Below are 20411 nucleotides of genomic sequence, written 5' to 3' on the forward strand. Positions count from 1 at the left end.
CTGAATAACCAATAGATCCTCCGGTATTCATCGGTCCATGAGGAAGCTCGCCTGAAACCGTGGTTTTCCACGGGATATATCGCTACCCACCAGTTTTCTTTCTTGAGTTCGATCAGTCGTTGTACCAGTCGTACCGTATCTTGGAAGTGGACATTGGTATCCACCATACCGTGGCAGATGAGCAGGGGATGCTTCAGCCCTTCGGCGAAATAGATGGGAGAGCTCCTCTTATAGGCTTCCGGATCGTCCTGAGGGAGGTTGAGGATGTTGGAGGTATAGGGGTTGTTGTAATGAGCCCAATCGGTTACCGGACGGAGTGAAGCGCCACAGGCGAACACCTCCGGTTTGGTGAACATAGCCATCAGGGTGAGGAAGCCACCGTAGCTTCCCCCATAAACCCCGATCCGGTTCTTATCCACCCCATATTCTCTCACCAGGAACTCAGCCCCAGCCACCACATCATCAAGGTCTTTCCCCCCCATATGGCGATAGATGCCACAGCGCCAATCACGACCATAGCCAGCGCTTCCCCGATAGTCTGGCTCGAGCACAATATATCCCTTGCTGAGGAGAAAGTTGTGGAACATATACTCTCGGTAGTAATGGGTCCATCCGTTATGAGCCTCCTGAAGGTAGCCCGCGCCATGGATGAAGATAACCGCAGCGCCGTTTCTCTTTTTAGGGACAAATAACCTGGCATAGACCCTTTTTCCATCGTGGGTGGGGTAGGTAATTATCTCCGGAGCAACCCAAGGATAGGAACGAAACTCCTTGGTGGTGGAAGTGGTTATTCTAATCATTTCTGCTCCCGGCTTGTTTTCCATCAGATAGAGTTCAGGAGGCTTATTGGTAAACGAGTAAACTACAGCCACCATCTTCCCGTCAGGGGATACATAGGGTCTACTTATTCCTGGTTTCTTAGTGATGAGAACCCGCTTCCCACCGGAGAGAGGCATAATATAAAACTGCCAGTTTGCAGGGTGGGTTTCATTGGTTACCAGGTAGAAGTACTTCCCATCCCTTGAGAGATGCGCCTCCCTTATTACGAAATTACCGCTGGTTAGTCTCTTTGGCTCTCCGCCATTTATGTCTATTGTGTAGAGCTGGGCGTATCCATCGCGGTCGGAGAGAAAATATATCTCCCTTGAATTGGGCATAAAGCCCGCGGTCCTCGAACCATAACCCCCGATCCAAGCGGGATCATGCTGGTGGAATATAGTTTTTCCCTTAGCAGTTGCAAGGTCGATTAAGAGGATATACCGATCCTTTCGGTCGGCGGAGTAGGCTTGGAGGAAAACCCTTTTACCATCGGGGGAGAACTGAGGATAAAAGAAGTAGAGTTCCTTTTTTATATCGGTGCTGAGCCAGGTTAACTTTCCTGTTTTCGCCTCGATGATACCGAGCTTCATCTTGTAGGGATAGTCGCCCGCCTTTGTCCTCGAGGGGATCTCGCTGGTGTAACCGTCTCCGGTTACATAGTTGGGGACAATGGTGGACCGGGCGGTGGCAGGGCGTTCGATGAGGGCGAAGAGAACAAACCTCCCATCCGGAGAGAGGACAAGGTTCCTCACACTTTGTCCCTTCTTGAGAATTACTGGAGGAGGTACTTTCTCTTTCTTCTCTTTCCTCTTCTCTTTCTTTACCTTGAATTCCTCGAACAGCTCTTTCTGCTGTTTTATGAGGAACCTTTGACCAGGAGAGAGGATGGGCTTCTTGGGAGGAGCGCCCCTTCTGAAATTGGTTAACTGGACGAGCTCTCCACCTTTGAGTGAGAGAAGGAAGAGGTTTTCTTTCGAGGTAAAGAATACCTTCTTCCCGAAGCAGGTGAACCCGGGGTTCTCCTCCCTTTCGGGCGTTTTGGTCAGTTGATATCTTTTGCCCTTTGTGAAATCGATAAGGTAGATATCCCCGTTTTCGGAGAACAAGGCACGGTTCCTCTTTTTATCCCATACCGCATTTACCGGGGGGGCGAGTTTTAGCTCCTTAGGGGTTACCTTTCTCGGTTTGCCCCCCTCTCTTGGGACGAAATAGAGTGCTTCCTCTTTTTCCCCAGGTTTCTTCCACTTGAAGTAAAGCCTGTCCCCGTTATAAGACCATCGTATCGCCGAAGGGGAGGTACCCACCAGTTCTGGTCCTCGCATTATGTTTTCGATGGTCAGTTTGAACCCCGTTTTCCCACCAGTGTTTGGGATAGTTAGAAGTAGTAAGAAGGGAGTAATTAGGGAAAATAATTTTAAGTGGATCGCCTTTCTACCTTTCATTGTAACCTCCTAAGCTTTACTCACTATATTTTTATTCTATTGGTTGTAAAAGAGGAGGTTCAAGCCCTATTTCCTTAGATGAACTTCTTGTCAGGGTATTTGTTTTTATCTTTAGTTTCTGAAAATAAAGATTGTTCTTACACCTTAAATATGTTACAATCATTTCATCAAACAATCGAGGAATTTTATGGCGGAGTAATACCGATATGAAGAAGAGGGGTGTTGTCAAGGTCCCTACCGGGATAAAAGGGTTTGAGGATCTCTCGCTGGGCGGTCTCCCTAAAGGAAGGAGCACCCTGGTTATCGGTCCCCCTGGTTCGGGTAAGACGATATTTGGGATGGAATTCCTCTACCGGGGAGCTACGATGTTCAGTCAGCCAGGTGTTTTCGTTACCCTGGAAGAGAAGCCTGTCGATCTTAGGGAGAATTTTTTCGGTTTTGGCTGGGATTTGGAAGAGCTTGAGAGGAAAGGTCTCTTCTGCTTTGTCGATGTCTCCCCCCGAGAGGACGCTGAGGAGATAGTAGGGGATTATGACCTCAAAGGACTAATAGCGAGAATAAAACATGCTGTTTCTAAGGTGAAGGCGGTACGGGTTGTTTTAGATCCAATAACGGCTCTTTTCTCCCAATACGAGGAGCGAAGGATAATAAGAAGGGATCTTCATCTCCTTTTAAGCGAGTTGAAACAACTCGGTGTTACCGTAGTCCTCACCGCCGAGCAGACAGTCCGAGATGGTACCCATCATTTTCAGTTTGAGGAGTTTGTCGCTGACAATGTAGTGGTCCTTTACCATCCTAAGACCAAGCTCTCTCGAGAACGGCAGATAGAGATCCTGAAGTTTCGAGGGGCTGCCCATCTTTCTGGGGTTTTCCCAATGGTAATCTTTGGGGATGGGCTTCAGATATTCCCCCTTTCCACCCAGGTGATAACTGGCGAGTTGTTACTCGAATGAGGAGGACAGGATGCCAAAGAAGCGGAAGGTTGAAAGGTCAGAATTTCTGGGGAAGGATATGAGATTAAAAGGGGTGGGGCTTGGTATCCCCAGTTTTCTTAGCCTTCTTCATCAGGAGCGGATCCCTCGGGGGTTCAATATATTGGTAGCTGGTCCCCCTGGTTCCGGGAAGTCCAGCTTCGCCCTTTCCTTTATTTACGACGGGCTAAAGGAAGGAGAAGGGGGGTTTCTTCTTTCTACTGATGAGCCAGGTTATCGGATAAGGGACAATATGGTTTCCTTAGGGATGGATGTTGTTCCCTATGAGGGGAAGGGGATGTTTACCCTGTTTGATGCCTATGCCGGGGAATATTCCAGCGAGCAACATATGGTGCTCTCGCCGGATAGCCCGAGGATGCTCGGCTATCTGATAGATAAATGGTGGGAGGGTAAAAAATTCAACCACTTCCGTTGGGCTATTGATTCCCTCACCACCCTCTACTCCATTACAGATCCCGAGGAGATGAGGGCTTTCCTCTGGGATCGAGTACGGAAGGCGAAGGTGCTAAACGCTACCGCCCTCTACACCATCATCCCCAAAGCTCACGATGAGATGACCCTAACCAATATCTTCAATATGATGGATATGGTAATCACCCTCACCCTCGAGGATACCGAGGAGGGGTTGATTAAGAAACTTCGGGTGTTGAAGGCAAGACGACTTAGGTGTGATACCCGATATTATCGGTTTGAGATAGTGCCGGGAGAGGGAATAAAGATATTAAAGGAGGAGAGTTGGAAATAAAGATCGTTCCCTTATTTGAGAGAAAAAAAGAGTGGCTGGTTGAGCTTTATGATGCTCTATCCCGGCGATTTTCTCTGGTCTTTGAGCTTACCTCACCGATGAGCCTTCCTCCCTCCCTTAAGCCTAAGGGAGGAGGCATCTCCGCCTTTCTCGTTATTGAGTTTCTCTTCGTCCATTTCCCCTTGTTCTCCAAGGTTATCGGGATAACTGGGTTGCAGATATTAACCTTCCCTTATGGAGCCTCGTTTGGAGTCACCGATGCTACAAGGAGGGTGGCGGTGATATCGATCTCCAATATCCCTCCTTTTCCCAAGGCTCTCTTTTTGGAACGGTTGGCAAAGATAACCATTCACGAATTGGGTCATCTTATGGGTCTTGACCACTGTAGCGAAAAGGACTGTCTAATGAGTCCCTCGGAGGGAAAGATAGATCTAATAGATAAAAAGAGGGGGTTCTGTCCCTCTCATAGAAGGGCATTTGCTCCCTTCTATCGAGGTGGTCAAGGTGAAGATAAGATTATTTTATTCTAAGGGAGATAAGAGGATATTTGATAGGCTCGTCTCCGAGCTGAAGGTGGATTTTCCTCGTCTTACTATCGAGGCGTACATCTCCGAGGAGCAACCGGAAAAGTTTGGGGAGTTCGGGATCGTTGCTACTCCTACGGTGATTATAGGAAACAGGAGGTTCGTTGGATTAAAGAGCCTCGAGCTCCTCCGGGAAAAGATAAGGGATTACATCACCATATCCGAGCTTCGGCGAGAGCTTAGGGTGAGGGAACTCAAGCTCCAAAGGCTTGAGGAGAGCTGGAACGAGGTTTTCACCCGGACCAATGACCTCATACTCCTTATAAATAGGAGGGGAAGGATCGTTTCCGTTAACGAGGCGGTATTGAAGGTTACCGGCGTTCCCCCGAGCAGGATATTGGGAAAGAGGTTCACCGCTTTCGTTCTCCCTGAGGATAAGGAAAAGGCGCAGAGATTGTTTTCCTCTGCTTGTGAGGGGAGGTTTCAAGCGGAGGAAATCAGGGTAGCCAATGATAAGGGAGAGAAGCTATATCTCTCCGTCAATGGTATTCGCCTTGAGGAGAGGGGAGAGATTATGGTTATCGCTCGCGATGTGACTGAGATAAAACGACTTGAGGCTCAGCTCTTTCAATCCCAACGAATGGCAGCATTGGGTGAGCTTGCCGCGGGCATCATCCATGAGATATCCAACCCGGTGAGCTATATCCGGAGCAACCTGAATACCCTTGAGGAGTACGCTAACACTTTGATATCAATCCTCATCCCATTGGTGGAATCGGCTGAGAAAACACCTCCCCATAAGCTGATCCAACCAATAATTCAGGCGAAGGAGAAGGGGGAACTTGGCTTCATCCTTAATGATCTGAGGAAGATAATAGATGAGTGTAGTAGCGGAGTAGAGGTGATCGTGGAGATAATCACCGGACTTCGTGCCTTTTCCCGTCCCGTAGATAGGGAGCCCCCACTTCTCTGTAATGTGAACGAGTGCATCGAGCGGGCGGTGAATCTGGTGAAGAGAAGGTTTTCCGGGAGGATAACCCTAATAAAGGAATACGCTGTCCTTCCCGATGTTTATTGCTATCCCAACCAGCTCACTCAGGTTTTCTTGAACCTGTTGGTGAATGCCGAAGAAGCGATAGAAGGAGAGGGGGTAGTGGAGATAAAGAGCAAGCTCACTGGCGATCGGATAATGGTTGAGGTGAAGGATAACGGAAGAGGGATCGCCAGGGAGGATCTTCCCCATATATTTGATCCCTTCTTCACCACCAAGAAGGAAGGGAAGGGATTGGGGCTTGGCTTAAGTATCTCCTATCGGATCATCGAACGCCATGGAGGGGAGATAAAAGCGGAGAGCGAGGAGGGTAAGGGAAGTAGATTCACTGTCTTTATCCCTCTGGAACCACAGGATAAGGAAAGGATAAAGATACCCCCTGCTGAGGCGTAAGGTTCATAACTATAAGGGGAGTGGTGCTTATCGTTTCCCAAACACCGCTCCCCTTTATCTTAACCTACTTCCTACTTGAGCTCGATCTCCTTCTGGTAATAGCCTCCTTTCTCAGAATCGTAAATTAGCTTAATCCTTCCCCTTCCCTCGACGATTAGGTCGAAGCTTCGCTTCTCGAGCCCTCCTATTCCCTGGTTCAGGAGGAGTCTGTTTTTCACCACATCGATCGGCTTCACTTTGTTGGTAAACCTGTTTATAACCTCGCCTGCGGAGATAAGTTTCGCTCCTTTTACTAAGAGGAAGTCGGGTCTTCCGATATTATGCTGTATTGCTTGATGCGCTCTGGTGGGCATAATCTTGTCGTTCCTGATGTTCACCCGCACGAGATATGTTCCCTTATCGAGACGTTTTACCTTGGTCTCAGTGAACTTGAGGAGGGGCATATTATCGGCGACGAAGAGGACAAAGGCGTTGTTCCGGTGGCAGAGCTCCTCGAGCTGGAAGGGTGGGGGGATCCTGGTGGTCATCTTCCGCCAGCCACCTACTTCCACCTCGCCGTAAGTCGGGTGCTTCACCTTATGCCAGTTTACGAAACCAGCGCCCAAGAGGACGAGGTCATTCCATTTCATCCGTTCCCGCTGGGTTACCTTACCGTCGCCGTTCATATCCTGCTGGGCTTGATAGAGCTCATTGGTAAAAGCGAAGATGCCGAGTGCCCGATAGCACCAATCGAGGAACCCCCCGTAAACGGGGTAAAGGTCTTTATAGGAGATGAGATAGCGGTAACCAGGGAGCATCTTTTCCCCCTTCTTCCCCAAGAAATCGTACACCCTAACATCCGCTATAGGGTATTCGCCGTAATTCTTCGCCCCGGGTCCTCTTAGGATCATCCCACCGGAATTGTGATAGGATTCCACCGCTGCTATATTGGGGTGGGTTAGGATGAAATTGTTTACCGCCCTTGTCTCTGGGTTAGAGAAGGGGTATTCACCGGCTCCCATCTGGATATATGGTGGTTGCCAGTTGAACCCCCAGTCCCGGTTCATATCGAAACCACCTGGTGGGTCCTCATTTATCCTTCCATCGCCGTCGTTATCAATCCCCTCGTAGCCTAAGAGGGTATATTCACCTCGCTCACCGGGTTTCACCGACACCATTATCCTTGGGTCCTCGGGATCCGGTTTCCATTTCCCGTTTGGGTCTTTTATCCGCATCATCAGGATCTCCCCATCGCCATCGAGATCATCGTAGCCATCCTCATCGAATAACCCATCGCGATCGTCATCATAGGGCCTCTTACTCGCCCGGGAGGAGTGCATCGTGTTCGGGTGTTCGAAGAAGTAAGCCCTGCCGTCAGGGTTGACCGTAGGGATAATGTAGAATACCCGTTCATCCACCAATCTAGTTACCATTTCGTTTTTCCCATAGTAATTCATCAGGTACCATATGGTGTAGAGCGCTGCTTCTCCTGCCTGAATCTCATTCCCGTGTACATTCCCATCGACATACATCGCCACTTTATGTCCTGCTGGTCCTGTTTTTGGGTTGTTTATTATCATTACCCAGATATCCCTTCCCTCATAGCTCTTTCCTACTGAACGGAGGGTAAGGAATTGAGGGTAGACTTTAGCGAGCTTCTTAAGGGCTGCAGTAAGGTCTTTATAATCGTAATATCGATGGAAGCTCAAATCTACCCCGTCGAAGGAAGTGGCCACGATGCCGATGGCTGATATCAAAAGGGCTAAGAAAAAGCCTTGTAGAAAGCTTTTCCCCCTCATTTTTTGCTCCTTTTTGCTACCTTAAGGTGATCCTTTTAATATCTCTTCCCGCCTTTTCGCTCTTCACCTTCAGGGTGATCGTACCTCCTTCTTTCCCCTTGATCAGCCACTTGTATTTCCGAAAGCCACCCGCTCCGGCAAGTGAGGAGATGCGAGATGACTTATCCCCAGCAAGTAGTTTCTGTCCTTTACTGAGCTCCAAACTGACGAAGATGGGATAGACCGCCTTTGCTCGCACTCCCTGACGAAAAGCGGTGGGGAAATAACCCTCGTTCCTGATGTAAGCGGTAAGCTGATAGATACTTTTTCCTTTTTTCTCCACCTTTACCTCGGCGATCTTGACTTCGGGAAGCTTTTCCGCAATCTTCAATATGAAAGTGGCATTGGGGGAGATCAATTTTTCGATGAGCCTTTCCGGGGGATCTATCTTCACATAGGGGACAAACCCGCCTATCTCTACTTCGCCCAAGGTCGGATGGTGAAATGGTTTCCAGGGGATAAACCCCTTTCCCCCCAATTCCTTATCGATCCATTTTAGGATGTATCCCTCCTTTGCCTCAGTCTTCTTCTTTTTCCTTCCCATCCCCTGTTTTTTTATCATCTCTGCCATCTGCTTCGGGGTTATCCTTCCCATCTTAACCATATTGATTACCATCTCCGGCTTCATCATTGGTGGGGCATCTATGGATTTGAGAAAGGCGCCGATCTTCTCAGGTCCAAGGGCGAGGAACTCCTCGGAGCTCATCTTGCTCAACTTCTCCACCGTCAGCTCGCCCTTTTTTCCTTCCTTCTTCTGCTCCTTGGGAATGGCGAAGATATCCACGGTAAAAGAGGGTACCCCGTATTGGAAATATCCCCAGGCGGTGAAATCACCCTCAGCCATAGGCTTTGCTGGTCGATCGGGGTTATCTATCTTTGTCTCCTCGAGCATCTTTTTATACCATTCAGCGACCTTCTGATAATAACGCAGATCTTCAGGAGCGATGGTCATCACTGGACCGAGCCCGAGGAAAGAGGCGACCATCGTTTCGTCTATCTCCATCCCCCGAACCATTGGAAGCTGTTTTACCGCAGCAACGATCTCTTTTAGGGTGTATTCTTTTTCTGGATCGAGACCGATCATAGAGGCGTATCTCTCGGGAACCTTTACCTTCTCTGCTCCCACCTTGGTTTTTCCCGGTGTCTTCATATTTAGGAGGTTGTTCACGGTGCTGAAGTTATAGATCAGGGTGATATTCCTGTGTTTCACCAAGAAGTTGACTAGGGCGATCGTCTCCGGTTCCGATACGGGCCAAAGACCGACACCCGGTTTGAACGGCTCCCAGGCGTGGGGGAGGTTGCTGTTTAGAGCAACCCCACCAATTGGGTCCTCATTTATCTTGCCGTCGCCGTCGTTGTCCACTCCCTCGGTGTAGAGCTTGTAGATTCCCCTTTCTCCCTTCATCGGGTCGGCGAGTTTCATCAATCGAGGATCAGTTGGATCGGGGATCCATTTTCCCTCAGGGTCCTTTACTCGCATCATCGTGATGAAACCATCCCCGTTTATGTCCTCAGGAGGGTCCTCATCGATGTCGCCATCGTGATCGTCATCCACTGGATGGAAATTCCATCTCCTCTCCTCGCGAGGTATCTTAAAGAAGCATTCGGCTACATCGGGGTTTAGCAGGGGGGCGATATAGAATGTCCTTTTCGCGAGTAGCTTTGCCACCTCAGGTTTTTCCCGATTTTTTACCAAGTAGTCGATGAGGAATAGAGCTGCCTCCGTTCCTATCTGGTGGACTCCCTCGAGATTTGCCCCAACGAAGATAGCAGGCCTTTCCTTAGGGGGAAAGGTCCCCTTTCCCGCCAGTTCCATTACCAGTATCTTTTTGCCTTTGAAACTCTTTCCGATGATATGGAGCCTTGCGATATCAGGATACCTCTTGACAACTGTTCGAAGGAAGCGAGCTACCTCTGCTCCTTGGTGGTATCTATTGAAGGTGATATCCGGTTTGGGCTGGGACGGGAAAAACAAGAGGAAGACGAGAGAAAATAGAGAAAAATACTTAGTCCTCATTAAGCGTTCCTCCGCTCCTTAATCGGTTTTATATTGTTGTATCGAGTTTTTTTAATGATTGAACCACCTCCTTTCCCTCTACTTCCCTTATAATAAAACGCAGAGAGGAAAGAGATTGTTTGATAAATATCAGCAGTCGTTATTTTATCAATTTTTTGCGCCAAGAAGATAACCTTTTTGCTTTTGCTGAGTTATAAAAATAGTTTTTGGAAAAAATTTCTCCCCTTTTAAAAGAGTTTTCTTTTTCTCTTGTAGGAGGAGGTGAAAGTTTTTTAAAATTGTCTTAAGGAAAAAGAAAGAAATTTTGTAAAGGAGAGAACGATGAAAAGGGTGTTTTACAATATATTTATTCTCCTGTTTTTCCTCGCTGTTCCTCTCTCCCTCCTTTTGGGGCAGGAAAAGATACCCCGAGTGGAGTTTAAGGTAGAGGTTAACCTCATCCAGCTTCCAGTTCATGTAATAGGTAAGGACGGGAAACCCGTTTCCGGGCTTACCTTAGCCGATTTTGAGGTGAAAGACGAGGGAAAACTTAAGAAACTGGCGGCGGTGGATTATGTGGTGAACGATTACCCCAATATTGAGAGGATAAGAGCCCTTCCCCCAAGCGCGAGAAGACACTTTATCCTCCTTTTCGATACCACTTTTTCCAATCCTATGGGGATTATTAAAGCGAGGGAAGCGGCTTTAAATTTCTTGAACAAGCTTCTTCCCACTGACCTGGTGGCAGTGGTCACCTATTCCCTCCGAGGCGGGATCAATCTGGTGGTGAATTTTACCAACGACAAGAACCAGCTTGCCCTTGCTATATCCACTCTGGGTTTGAAACAGGCACTTAATGTCGAAGAACCAGCGGGATATATCTTCACCAAGAGAATAGCTGAGTTGGGAAAGCTCTCGGAAGAGGCGATGAAGGAACCTCAGCGAGGAAGGCAGATAGGAGTGAGTGAGGCGGAGATGCTTGAGATGTTAAAGATGTATTATCAAGCTCTTCGCCGTTCCGAGAAGAGGAGCTATGAAGCTTATGTCACCGACTTTGTTGGTCAGCTCACTGATCTCGCCTCAGGACTGGCGGCAATGGATGGACAGAAGAACATCATTTATTTTTCCGATGGGTTTGATAGTTCGGTGTTAACGGGGAAATCGTTGAAGGAGCTGGAGCAGGATACGGTTAGATTTATTACCGGTCGGTATTATGAGATAAGTACCGATCGGTTTGGCTCTGGGGCGCTCAATGAACGGATTCGCAATATGCTTAAGCACTTTCAGGATGCCGACTGTTCCATCTATGCGGTTGATACCGCACGACTCGCCATTGAGAACCTATCATTAGGGCTTGACGCCATTCATCGGGGGCAGACTACCTTAAACCTTTTTGCCAGTGGCACCGGAGGGAAACTCTTCGCCAACACCAACGATTTGAATAAACCACTTGAGGATATCCTAAATTTAACCAAGGCTTACTACATCCTTAGTTACTATCCTGACCCTAAATGGAAAAAGGGAAAGTTTCACCGGGTATCAGTAAAGGTTAAAAGGCCTGGGGTCAAGGTTTACTATCGAAAGGGATACTTCTATAAGAAGCCATATTCTAAATTTACTCCAATGGAGAAAAAGATCCAGCTGGCGGAGTATATAGTTAAGGACATCATAAGTCAGAAGATCCGCTTCTCTCCCCAGGTGGCTTCCTTCAAAGGGAACAGGTGGTATGCTAAGGTTCCTGTCTTCTTGCAGATCCCGGGAAAACAGCTCGTTGAGCTTAAAAAAGAGGGAAAGAAAAAAGAGCTCTTCCTCGAGGTTTACGGCTATGCGATAAATGCCAAGAGTAATAAATTCGAGGATTTCTTCTTCCAAAGATTGAAGGTTTCGCCCTCCCTCTATCCTAAGCTGGCGAAGAGAGGGTTGAAGTATTTCGATATGCTCTTTCTCCCCGAAGGGGAATATAAGATAAAGTGTATTGTAAGGGAATCGGAGCTCGGCAATATCAGCTCCTCCATCCGGTATATCACCGTCCCCGATTTCGGAAAGGACCTTTATCTTTCTGGTCCTTTCTTTGTAGAGCAGGAGAGAGGGTGGCTTCGAAGCCGAGGCTTCAGCTTGAAGAATCCAGGTCCTCGAAAGAAAGGTATGCCCCTTGATTATCCTTACACCATTAATGGCAGAGACTTTATTCCCGGCGTTACCCCTGTGTTTACCAAAGAGAGTTCACCCTTAGTGTTTATCAAACTCTACAATTTAACCCTTCACCCAAAGGCGAATATCCCTCAAACGAAGATAAGGTTCCAGGCCTCAGATGAGCGAGGGGAGGTAAAGAACCTTCATTATGTTGGACTTGCGAACAAAGATATAGACCAAGAGAAGGGGGAGTATGGGCTCCTCTTCCTTATGGATTTGGGAAAAGAAAATCTACCACCCGGTTGGTATCAGCTTAAGGTAACAGTAGAGGATACCTTGGCCAAGAGGAGTGTTTCCGGGATCGCTCCTTTTATCGTTCAATAGACTGCCTATATTTAAGGAGGGGATGAATGAAACGAGTGGTGGCAATGTTAATAGTAGTTCTCCTTCTGGGAGGGACTTTTCTATTTGCTCTTGATAAGAAGTTGAGACATCCCCTCAGCCCGAGGCACAAGAGATGGCTTGAGGAGGAGGTCGTCTACATCATCTCCGATTATGAACGCCAGGCATTTTTGAACCTTCCTTCCGATGAGCTTCGAGATGAGTTTATAAAGAAGTTCTGGGAGGTAAGGGACCCAACCCCGGGAACGAGGAGGAACGAGTTCAAGGAGGAGCACTACCGCCGGATAAAGTATGCCAATAAGTATTTTGGTCGCGAGAGCTCACTTCCTGGGTGGAAAACCGATCGGGGACGAATATACATCCTCCTCGGGGAGCCGATGACCAGGGAGACCTTCAATAGCTTTAATATGAGACCAATAGAGCTATGGCACTATGTGGGAGTAGATAAATATGGACTTCCTCCCAGCTTCTATCTCATCTTCTATAAGAAATATGGGACAGGTCCCTACAGACTGTATTCTCCTGCTATGGATGGTATGGGGAGCCTTTTCGAACCATCTCCAGAGATAGCTTCCGCTATCGCCTCTTCAGATTATGAATATCTCTATCGGTATATTTATCGCCATGTGGATACTACCTTGGCTTACGCTGCTTTTAGCCTGCTTCCCACTGAAGGGGGGTATCTTGGGGGAGGGCTGAACACCGGGCGGGTAGTCTCTGAGATGTTGCTTGGTCAGATCGACGATGCTCGGAACTACAATTTGCACGAAAGATGGGTCAACAAGTTTCTCCGCTCTCGGGGTAAAGTGGAGGTGGAATACGCCTTTCAGGCGTTCAATGTGGATAAAGTATTCCATTGGTTTCAGGCGCCAACCGGTGATTATTTCCTCGATTATGCCTTAAGGTTCAATCCTCAAGATCTCTCCCTTGGTAAATATAAAGATAAGTACTTTACTGCCTTAGAGATTCACTGCACCCTTTTGAACGATAAAGACAAAACATTAGCCCATTTCCGCCATAGGAGCGATATTGAACTTACTGAAAGTCAATTCAAAGCAGTTAAATATCGTCCCTTCGAATACGAAGGGAGAATACCAATCATCCCTGGTAAGCTTCATCTTAACATTATAATTCGCAATAAGGTATCCAAGACATTCTCCACCATCGCTACCGATATAACCGTTCCCAAGATGGATGATGCGGATGGTCCTTCTTTTGGACCTCTCCTTCCCTTACGAGGGTTGAAACCGCTTTCCTCTCCGGAGAATAAACCGTTTAGGGTGGGGAACTATGCCATCTACCCCGAGGCGAAACCAGTCTATTCTCCGAATGATCTCCTTCCCCTCTATTTTCAGCTGTTTTTCGACAAAGGTAGTGCCATTGCTCTCGATCTCAAAAAGCTTACCCTTGAGTTCAGCTTCCTTCAAGGGGACAAGGTGGTGAAGAGAAGATCTTCTTCACTTTACCCTCAGGTGTCACAATTGCGGGAGGGAGCGGTGAGTTGGTTGGAGCAACTTCCTCTTTCTTCCTTAAGAGGAGGTAGTTACCAACTTCGAGTAACCTTGAAGGAGGGGGAGGACTTGCTTGCGGTCTCGAAACCCATTACCATTGAAATCGCTCCTCAAAGGTCTCCCTCGCCCTGGATACTTACCTCTAAAACTCCTCCATTTTCTTCCTCCGCTACCAGATACCTCATTGCTGAGGAATACCTGGCAAATGGCGATGAGAATGAGGGTCGGTTTATCCTTGAAAGGATACTCTTACTCGATCCGGGCTTCCTGAAAGCACGCCTGAAACTTATGGAGATTTACTTTAAGCAGGGTAATTATAACAAGGTGATCGAACTGGGTGAGAAAGGGGCGGTTAAGCATCCGCGGAATGTGGTTTTACTCAAACTTCTTGGCACAAGCTACCTTAAGCTGGGAAATTATAATGATGCGATTCGCTACTTAGAACGGGCAAGGATAGAAGCCCCTAACGATATTCGGATACTTAATCTTCTTATCCCCTCCTATCTGAAATTGGGAGATAAAAAGAAGGCACTCCTCTATCTTAATAAATCGCTTTCCTTGCGCCCGGATCAGCCGGAACTAAAGAGGTTGAAGAAGGAAATAAAAGGAGGGAAGTAACGAAAGCTTCCTTCTTCCCTCTTTTTTTGTTTTCCTTTATTTTTTATTACCCTCGATATTCTTCAAGAATTCTTTAGCCAGTGAGGCATTGGGAGAATCGGGCGCAAGCTCGATCACCTTTTTGAAATTGATCTTTGCCTGTTCCATATCCCCCTTTTGGAAGTAGCAGAGCCCAAGCTGGAAGTAGGCATCGGCGAAGTTTGGATCCTTGAGGAGCGTCTTTTGATAATATTTGATGGCTAAGTCGGTGTCCCCCTTCCCGAAGAAGAGGCTTCCGATATTGTAAAAGGTAACAGGGTCAGTGATCGTTTCCTCTTTTATCTTTTCGAGATAAGCGAGAGCGTTATCGAGCTCCCCTTTCTCCAAGTAGGTATTTACGATATTTATCAATACATCGGTAGCAGTAGGGTCATTTTCTAAATATTTTTGATAGTGCTCTAACGCTTTATCGTAGTTGCCGAGCTCAAAATAAGCGCTTCCAATATTTTTCTCCAAGGTATATATTTGAGGGTTTTCTTTTAAAATCTGTTCAAAGATGGTAATGGCTTCCTTATATTTCTTCTCGCTCATAAGCTGATTTGCTTCGTCTATCTTCTTTACCGTCTCCTCATCCGCTACCGGCTTTTTGGCCCTTTTCAGATACACTATGATCGGTTTATTCCTTAGATATTCACTTATCTTTGTAGTTAGCCGTTTTGGTTCATAACCGGGGGCAATGATATCTATATCCCATACCCCTCCGGCAACCCCATTTACCTTCCATTTCCCATCCTTGTCCGTCTTTACTTCAAATTTAGTAGCAAGTTTAGCCGAGGTGAAGATTATCTTGGCGTTTGGGATCGGTTTTCCATCCTTGCTCAGTACTTCCCCTCGAACCCTCCCCTGTCCCCGCCAAGCTTGGGAATAGGACGAGGTAGCAATAAAGAAGATTAAGAGAAAGGAGATAGCAAGAATCCCTTTTAAATTTACCCTCTTCATTTTTCTCTCCTTACTCGAGTGGACTCGCAAGTTCCATCCTTTACCATTATACGAGATTGAGATAAGGGATGCAACCGGGCATTAAAAAACCCCGAGGAAGGGTTTCCCCTTCCTCGGGATGAAACTCCAATCCTTAGAATTTGAAGACGATCCCGAGCCGGAACACGCGCGGGTTCACGATCTCCCAGGTTTCGTTAAAGGCGGAGGAGTTCAACCGGCGCTGCTTACCGAGGATCATATTGTTGTTGAACAGATTGAAGATGTCACCAGCGATGCTCAGGCTGCCGTAGTTCTTGAGTTTGAAGGTCTTTTCCACTCGGAGGTCAACCATCCAGAAGGTGGGCAGTCTGCTGGTGCCCATAGGCTCAACAAGGATGTAGGTCCAGCCGCCATAGTTCTTATAGGTACGGTAAGCTATGGGGAAGATGTAGCCATCACGGGAGTTGAACACCCCGCTCACATTGATCCCGTAAGGAAGCTGATACATACCGCTCGCCCGGAACTGCCACCTGGCGTTCATAAATACATCGGTCTTGCCTGAACCACCGGTCTGGTAAGCCATATACTGCCCGTCCACCATATCCACATTGGTCGGGTCAATGTAGGCGTTGCTGGAGTCGTAGTACACCCTGTGGTCGTTCCAGGTGAAGTTGGCGCGGAACATCCAGCGGTTGGAGAGCCGTTTGGTGGCGTAGATTTCGATCCCTTTATAGACCTGCCGGTAGTCAGGACGATTATGGAGATATCTGCCAGCAGGTTGATAAGCGTAATCATAGTAGTAGAAGCTATAGCCACCGTAGGTCATATCGTACCTGGTGAAGTCAGAGGCGTCGAGTCCCGGTTCCCAGAATGGCATCCAGGTGTAGTTCCCGAACCTGCGGTAGATGAAGTTCCCGCCAAGGGAGAAGTTGGGGATTATCTCCCGTTCGAACCCAACCACTATCTCGTCGGTATGGGGAGCGGTGGTATTCTCATCCCAGGTATTGGGGGTGACATTGGAACCAGGGTTGTTCGGATCAACGCCGGAGTACCAGGTGGGACCGCCAGCGATGTCTATCTCATTATACTGGACATAACCGTCACCATTGAGATCGGTCCAGCCGTAGTCGATCTCCGCATAGGCTGCAGGGTTGGCGATGGAGATGGGACCCACTGACATCTGGTTGAAGTAACGAGCATAGCTTCCTCTTATAACCGTTTTACCATCGCCGAAGACATCATAAGTGAAACCAAGCCGGGGAGAGAAGTTCTTCCACCGGATGCCGGGATCATTACCCGCAAAGTTGATACCAGGGAGAAGATCGGGTGCCAAGGGACAGGGTGGAATGTCTACAGGATTGTTCTTGCCGGTCTGATAGTCGTACCGGAGACCAAGGTTCAAGGTGAGCTTCTTTATGGTATAGGTATCACCCACATAGAAGCTGTAACGCCAAAGGGTAACATCAAATCTGGTCTCCCGGTTGAGCCAGACCTCAACCGGATACCCCTTATAGTAAGCAGCAACTGCATTGGTATCCCAACCGGAGACGGTCCTCACCGGTGTTTTCCGATATTCGAACCCGAACTTGAGCTCATGATCGCCCGCAAGGACATTTTCCTTATAGTAGTTCCCGTCGATGTTTCCCTGATATTCTGGTCTCCAAGTGTAGTAGTAGTAATAGGAACGGCCCCAGTCGGCAGTAGCATAGTCATAGGTCGGCTGGTCAGGACCACCAGTTATCCTCCAAGCGCCAGGCAGAAGGTGAAATTTGAAGTCAAGGAAGGCATATTTACCGGATATCATAAAGTTCTCGTTGAAGATGTGCTGCCAGTCAAGCTTGTACATATTGCCGGGACCACCCTGGTCGAAACAGGTTACCGGTGGATGGGTTGGGCTGGCGCCACGCCCCTGCTTCGTCTTTTCGTTGTTGTTGTACAAGAGGGTGAACCGATCGTTCTTGGTCACCTGACCAGTGAACTTGAGGTTGAAGTTCTTGAGCTTGGTGTTATCAGGATAATCCGCCATCGTCCACATTCTTATGTCCTGAACTCCGTAAGAGGTCCAGAACCAGAACTTATCCTTCATAATGGGACCACCGATATCTCCGCCGTAGTCCATTATCTGATTGATCCGATCGCCCTTGTAACCGGATCTCAGGTTGGGAACACCTTCGAGGTTCGACCACTGGAGGGTGTCATTAGTAAAGTAACTGTGAATGTTGAAGTGCAGGTCATTGCTCCCTTGCTTGGTGATTATGTTGAGTGCCACACCACCGGTCTGCAGTCTCGGGTCATTCGCCGCAGTTGAGATCTCGATCTCGTCAAAAGCGGAGAAGTCGTAGTACATCGGCGAAGCGCCCACTGCTGCCATATCGGTGATGGTGATCCCGTCGATGTTCCACATCGTGTTATCGCCGGAATCACCGTGGGTAACGAAATTGGACTGCTGTCCGGACTGGGTACCACCGACATTGACCCGGTCCACCTGAACACCAGCTACCTGGTCAAGAATGACCCAGGGGTCACGAGCAGTGGGAAGGTTCTCCAGGACCTCTTTTGTCATAGCCACCGAAACCGCGGTCTTCTTCACATCAACTACTGGAGCCTCTCCAGTAACAGTTACTACCTCGCGGACCGCTGCTACCTTCATCGTCACATTGACATAGGTAGTGGTTCCCAAAGCTACCTCCACATCCTTCCGCACTACTGTCTGGAAGCCCTCAAGTTCAAACTTGAGGGTGTACTTGCCAGGCGTTAAGTTCGGGAAGCGGAAGATGCCCTTTTCAGTGGTGGTGAAGGTACGAGCTGCGATCGCAGGACCTGTCAGGGTAACCGTAACCCCAGGAAGGACTGCTCCGGTCTCATCGACCACTTTCCCCGTAATGTGCCCCACAGTTATCTGGGCAAGGGCAAGGGCAGAAACCAGGATAGCTACTCCTACTAAACCTAAAATCTTACCTATGTTCTTCATCTCTCCTTACCTCTAACTTAAGTTATTAAAATATATCCCTTCTCACCCTACTATTATATTAATTGATTTCCTCACCTCCTTTCTCATACTCTTTTGTTTATTTTAGAAAGCAAATTTCGTGCCATATTTGCTTTTTCTTGAAATTTTCTTCATCTTCTATTCACTTGAAAACCAAAGGCTTGTTTTGATTGCTAATTGTCTTTATCACATATTGGTTTATTACTTTTCCAAATAATCGGACAGCTCAATACTCTTAAGACGGTTTCCTATTTAATATTCTGATTAAAAATAAGTTATCGGAATATAATATTTCCAAAAAAATGGAGAGTAATCCAAAATATTGAATTAAATGGGTGGTCCTTCCAATCTCCGGAGGATGTCTTTTACTTCTTTCAAGTCTTTGGCATATTTATAAGAAGGAGCAGTGGCAAGGAATCTCTTTAAATAGAAGATAGCCTCTTCCTTCCTCCCTTCTTTTAAGAGGATTATTCCAAGATTATACAGGGTATCGAATTGGCGAGGATCAAGTTCAACCGCTCTCTTAAAATTTTCAATTGCTTCAGCAACCCTTCCCAGGCGGTAACTCGCTACCCCCAAGCCATTATAGGCAGTAGGAGAGCTGTTGTATTTTATTGCCTTTTTAAACTCAGAGATGGCGGCATTAAGCATACCTTCCGCCAAGTATACCGTTCCCAAATTGGTATGAGCGCTCCCAAATGTCTTATCTATTTTTAATAATTTCTCGAAAGTAGCTATTGCCTCTTTTCTTTTCCCTAAGTAGAAATAGGTTACTCCAAGATAGTTTAAGGCGTCGAGATCCTCCTTGTTTTTTGCGATGGCTTTCTTCAGGATGGAGAGTGATTCCTCAAGATCACCCCTTTCCTGAAGGTAAAGTCCCAGATTGGCAAGGAGAGTGCTTGTTGGGAGCACCTTATTCACTCCCTCTTTGAGCACCGCTATCGCTTGATCTATATCTCCGGCTTCATGGTAGACATAGGCGAGATTTAGATATGCTGGGGTGAAGGTAGGTGCCTTCTTTATGAGGGCGGTTAACACCTCTATCGCCCTCTCTACCTTGCCCGCGAGGAAGAGATTCGTCCCTTCGTCAAGTTCATTGCTGAGGGGGATGAGATTCTTCGGGTCGTCGGCTTCGGTGAACCTTTTCTTCCGAGGCGATCCGGTGGAACCTACGATATACCCCAATGCTTTGAGCCTTGCTCGCGTCTCCTCATCGACCGGGAGGGGGGTACTGGTTAGCGCCTCAGCTGAGGTGTGGGAGGAGATGTAGGTAGCAAGTTTCTTTTTAAGATGTTTTAATAGCCGGGGATTCCTCTTTGCTAAATTCTTCTTTTCCCCGAAGTCGTTTCGCATATCGTATACTTCAGGAATGGGGAGTTCGATGTATTTATAGTGTCCCGCAATGATCCCAGAAAGGGGCGCCCAGTTTCTGTTGAAGTAAGCAGACATCGCTTCGAAATAGCAAACTTCGTCCTCACCTTTCTCCGGATGGTTGATGAGGGGGATGAGAGATCTTCCTTGCATCTCTTTCCTTTTGTGTAGGCCCAGAAGCTCGAGAATGGTGGGGGCGATATCGATATGCTGTACCCGCTTCATTATCTTCAGTCCTTTTGGGAAAACCCTCGGTTGCCAAAATATTAGCGGAATATGGAGGGTGGAGTTATAGGCGAAGGTACCATGCGTCTTTTCACCATGATCCCCAAGTGATTCCCCATGATCAGCGGTCAAGATGATCACCGTGTTTTTTAAAAGCCCCTCTTTTTCAAGAAAGGAGACGAGCTTGCCCAGAGCGTAGTCAGTATAAGCGACCTCACCAGCATAAAGGTCGTTTTGGTATTTGGAACGGTAGGGCTCCGGGGGGATATAGGGAGCATGAGGATCGTAGAGATGAATGAAGCAAAACCAAGGCTTTCCCTTTGTTTTCTTGAGCCAACTTATAGCGGGTTTTATCACCTCCTCTGCTGGCCTTTCAGCGAAACCGAAACCACGGAAGCCAGAGCTCGTTTTATAATAGTCGTCATA

At 47.7% G+C, this 20411-nt stretch carries 12 protein-coding genes; 6 read left to right on the forward strand and 6 right to left on the reverse strand.

The genetic code is table 11. The features are described from left to right. Positions 1-2261: S9 family peptidase (locus J7L64_03310; GenBank protein ID MCD6451383.1), on the reverse strand; the 2261-nt coding region annotated here is incomplete at its 3' end. A gap of 206 nt (positions 2262-2467) precedes the next feature. Here J7L64_03310 and J7L64_03315 point away from each other — a divergent pair. From J7L64_03315 to J7L64_03330, 4 genes are read left to right on the forward strand one after another with little or no spacing between them, the layout of a single operon-like run. Then, positions 2468-3214, forward strand: coding sequence for an AAA family ATPase (locus J7L64_03315; GenBank protein ID MCD6451384.1), 747 nt, complete (start codon positions 2468-2470; stop codon positions 3212-3214). Positions 3215-3224: 10 nt separating this feature from the next. Further along, entirely contained in the window at positions 3225-3998 is a 774-nt protein-coding gene (locus J7L64_03320; GenBank protein MCD6451385.1) for a hypothetical protein, read from the forward strand. Continuing rightward, on the forward strand, positions 3989-4528 hold the full coding sequence (locus tag J7L64_03325) for a matrixin family metalloprotease (protein ID MCD6451386.1): 540 nt from the start codon (positions 3989-3991) through the stop codon (positions 4526-4528). Before J7L64_03320 ends, J7L64_03325 begins: the two co-directional genes overlap by 10 nt. Beyond that, positions 4503-5966, forward strand: coding sequence for a PAS domain S-box protein (locus tag J7L64_03330; GenBank protein MCD6451387.1), 1464 nt, complete (start codon positions 4503-4505; stop codon positions 5964-5966). Before J7L64_03325 ends, J7L64_03330 begins: the two co-directional genes overlap by 26 nt. A gap of 71 nt (positions 5967-6037) precedes the next feature. On the opposite strand, the gene J7L64_03335 is transcribed toward J7L64_03330, so the two are convergent. Continuing rightward, positions 6038-7744, reverse strand: coding sequence for a hypothetical protein (locus tag J7L64_03335; GenBank protein ID MCD6451388.1), 1707 nt, complete (start codon positions 7742-7744; stop codon positions 6038-6040). Between the two features lie 16 nt (positions 7745-7760). Further along, positions 7761-9800 (reverse strand): hypothetical protein, encoded by a 2040-nt coding sequence (locus tag J7L64_03340; GenBank protein MCD6451389.1) that lies wholly within the window; start codon positions 9798-9800, stop codon positions 7761-7763. Between the two features lie 321 nt (positions 9801-10121). On the opposite strand from J7L64_03340, the gene J7L64_03345 reads away from it, so the two are divergent. Both J7L64_03345 and J7L64_03350 read left to right on the forward strand, forming a co-directional pair. Next, on the forward strand, positions 10122-12296 hold the full coding sequence (locus J7L64_03345) for a VWA domain-containing protein (protein MCD6451390.1): 2175 nt from the start codon (positions 10122-10124) through the stop codon (positions 12294-12296). A 26-nt stretch (positions 12297-12322) separates the two neighbouring features. Beyond that, positions 12323-14443 (forward strand): GWxTD domain-containing protein, encoded by a 2121-nt coding sequence (locus J7L64_03350; GenBank protein ID MCD6451391.1) that lies wholly within the window; start codon positions 12323-12325, stop codon positions 14441-14443. Positions 14444-14479: 36 nt separating this feature from the next. Here J7L64_03350 and J7L64_03355 read toward each other — a convergent pair whose 3' ends face one another. The 3 genes from J7L64_03355 to J7L64_03365 all read right to left on the reverse strand — a co-directional run. Beyond that, positions 14480-15421, reverse strand: coding sequence for a tetratricopeptide repeat protein (locus J7L64_03355; GenBank protein ID MCD6451392.1), 942 nt, complete (start codon positions 15419-15421; stop codon positions 14480-14482). A gap of 133 nt (positions 15422-15554) precedes the next feature. Beyond that, positions 15555-18371, reverse strand: coding sequence for a TonB-dependent receptor (locus J7L64_03360; GenBank protein MCD6451393.1), 2817 nt, complete (start codon positions 18369-18371; stop codon positions 15555-15557). Positions 18372-18716: 345 nt separating this feature from the next. Further along, positions 18717-20411: tetratricopeptide repeat protein (locus tag J7L64_03365; GenBank protein ID MCD6451394.1), on the reverse strand; the 1695-nt coding region annotated here is incomplete at its 5' end.

The sequence above is a fragment of the Acidobacteriota bacterium genome (assembly GCA_021161905.1).
Taxonomy (GTDB): Bacteria; Acidobacteriota; B3-B38; order Guanabaribacteriales; family JAGGZT01; genus JAGGZT01.

Excerpts from the sequence above, each read along its gene's own strand:
- J7L64_03315 (MCD6451384.1), top strand. The coding sequence starts at position 2,468 with ATGAAGAAGAGGGGTGTTGTCAAGGTCCCTACCGGGATAAAAGGGTTT.
- J7L64_03320 (MCD6451385.1), top strand. The coding sequence starts at position 3,225 with ATGCCAAAGAAGCGGAAGGTTGAAAGGTCAGAATTTCTGGGGAAGGAT.
- J7L64_03335 (MCD6451388.1), bottom strand. The coding sequence starts at position 7,744 with ATGAGGGGGAAAAGCTTTCTACAAGGCTTTTTCTTAGCCCTTTTGATA.
- J7L64_03340 (MCD6451389.1), bottom strand. The coding sequence starts at position 9,800 with ATGAGGACTAAGTATTTTTCTCTATTTTCTCTCGTCTTCCTCTTGTTT.
- J7L64_03345 (MCD6451390.1), top strand. The coding sequence starts at position 10,122 with ATGAAAAGGGTGTTTTACAATATATTTATTCTCCTGTTTTTCCTCGCT.
- J7L64_03350 (MCD6451391.1), top strand. The coding sequence starts at position 12,323 with ATGAAACGAGTGGTGGCAATGTTAATAGTAGTTCTCCTTCTGGGAGGG.
- J7L64_03355 (MCD6451392.1), bottom strand. The coding sequence starts at position 15,421 with ATGAAGAGGGTAAATTTAAAAGGGATTCTTGCTATCTCCTTTCTCTTA.
- J7L64_03360 (MCD6451393.1), bottom strand. The coding sequence starts at position 18,371 with ATGAAGAACATAGGTAAGATTTTAGGTTTAGTAGGAGTAGCTATCCTG.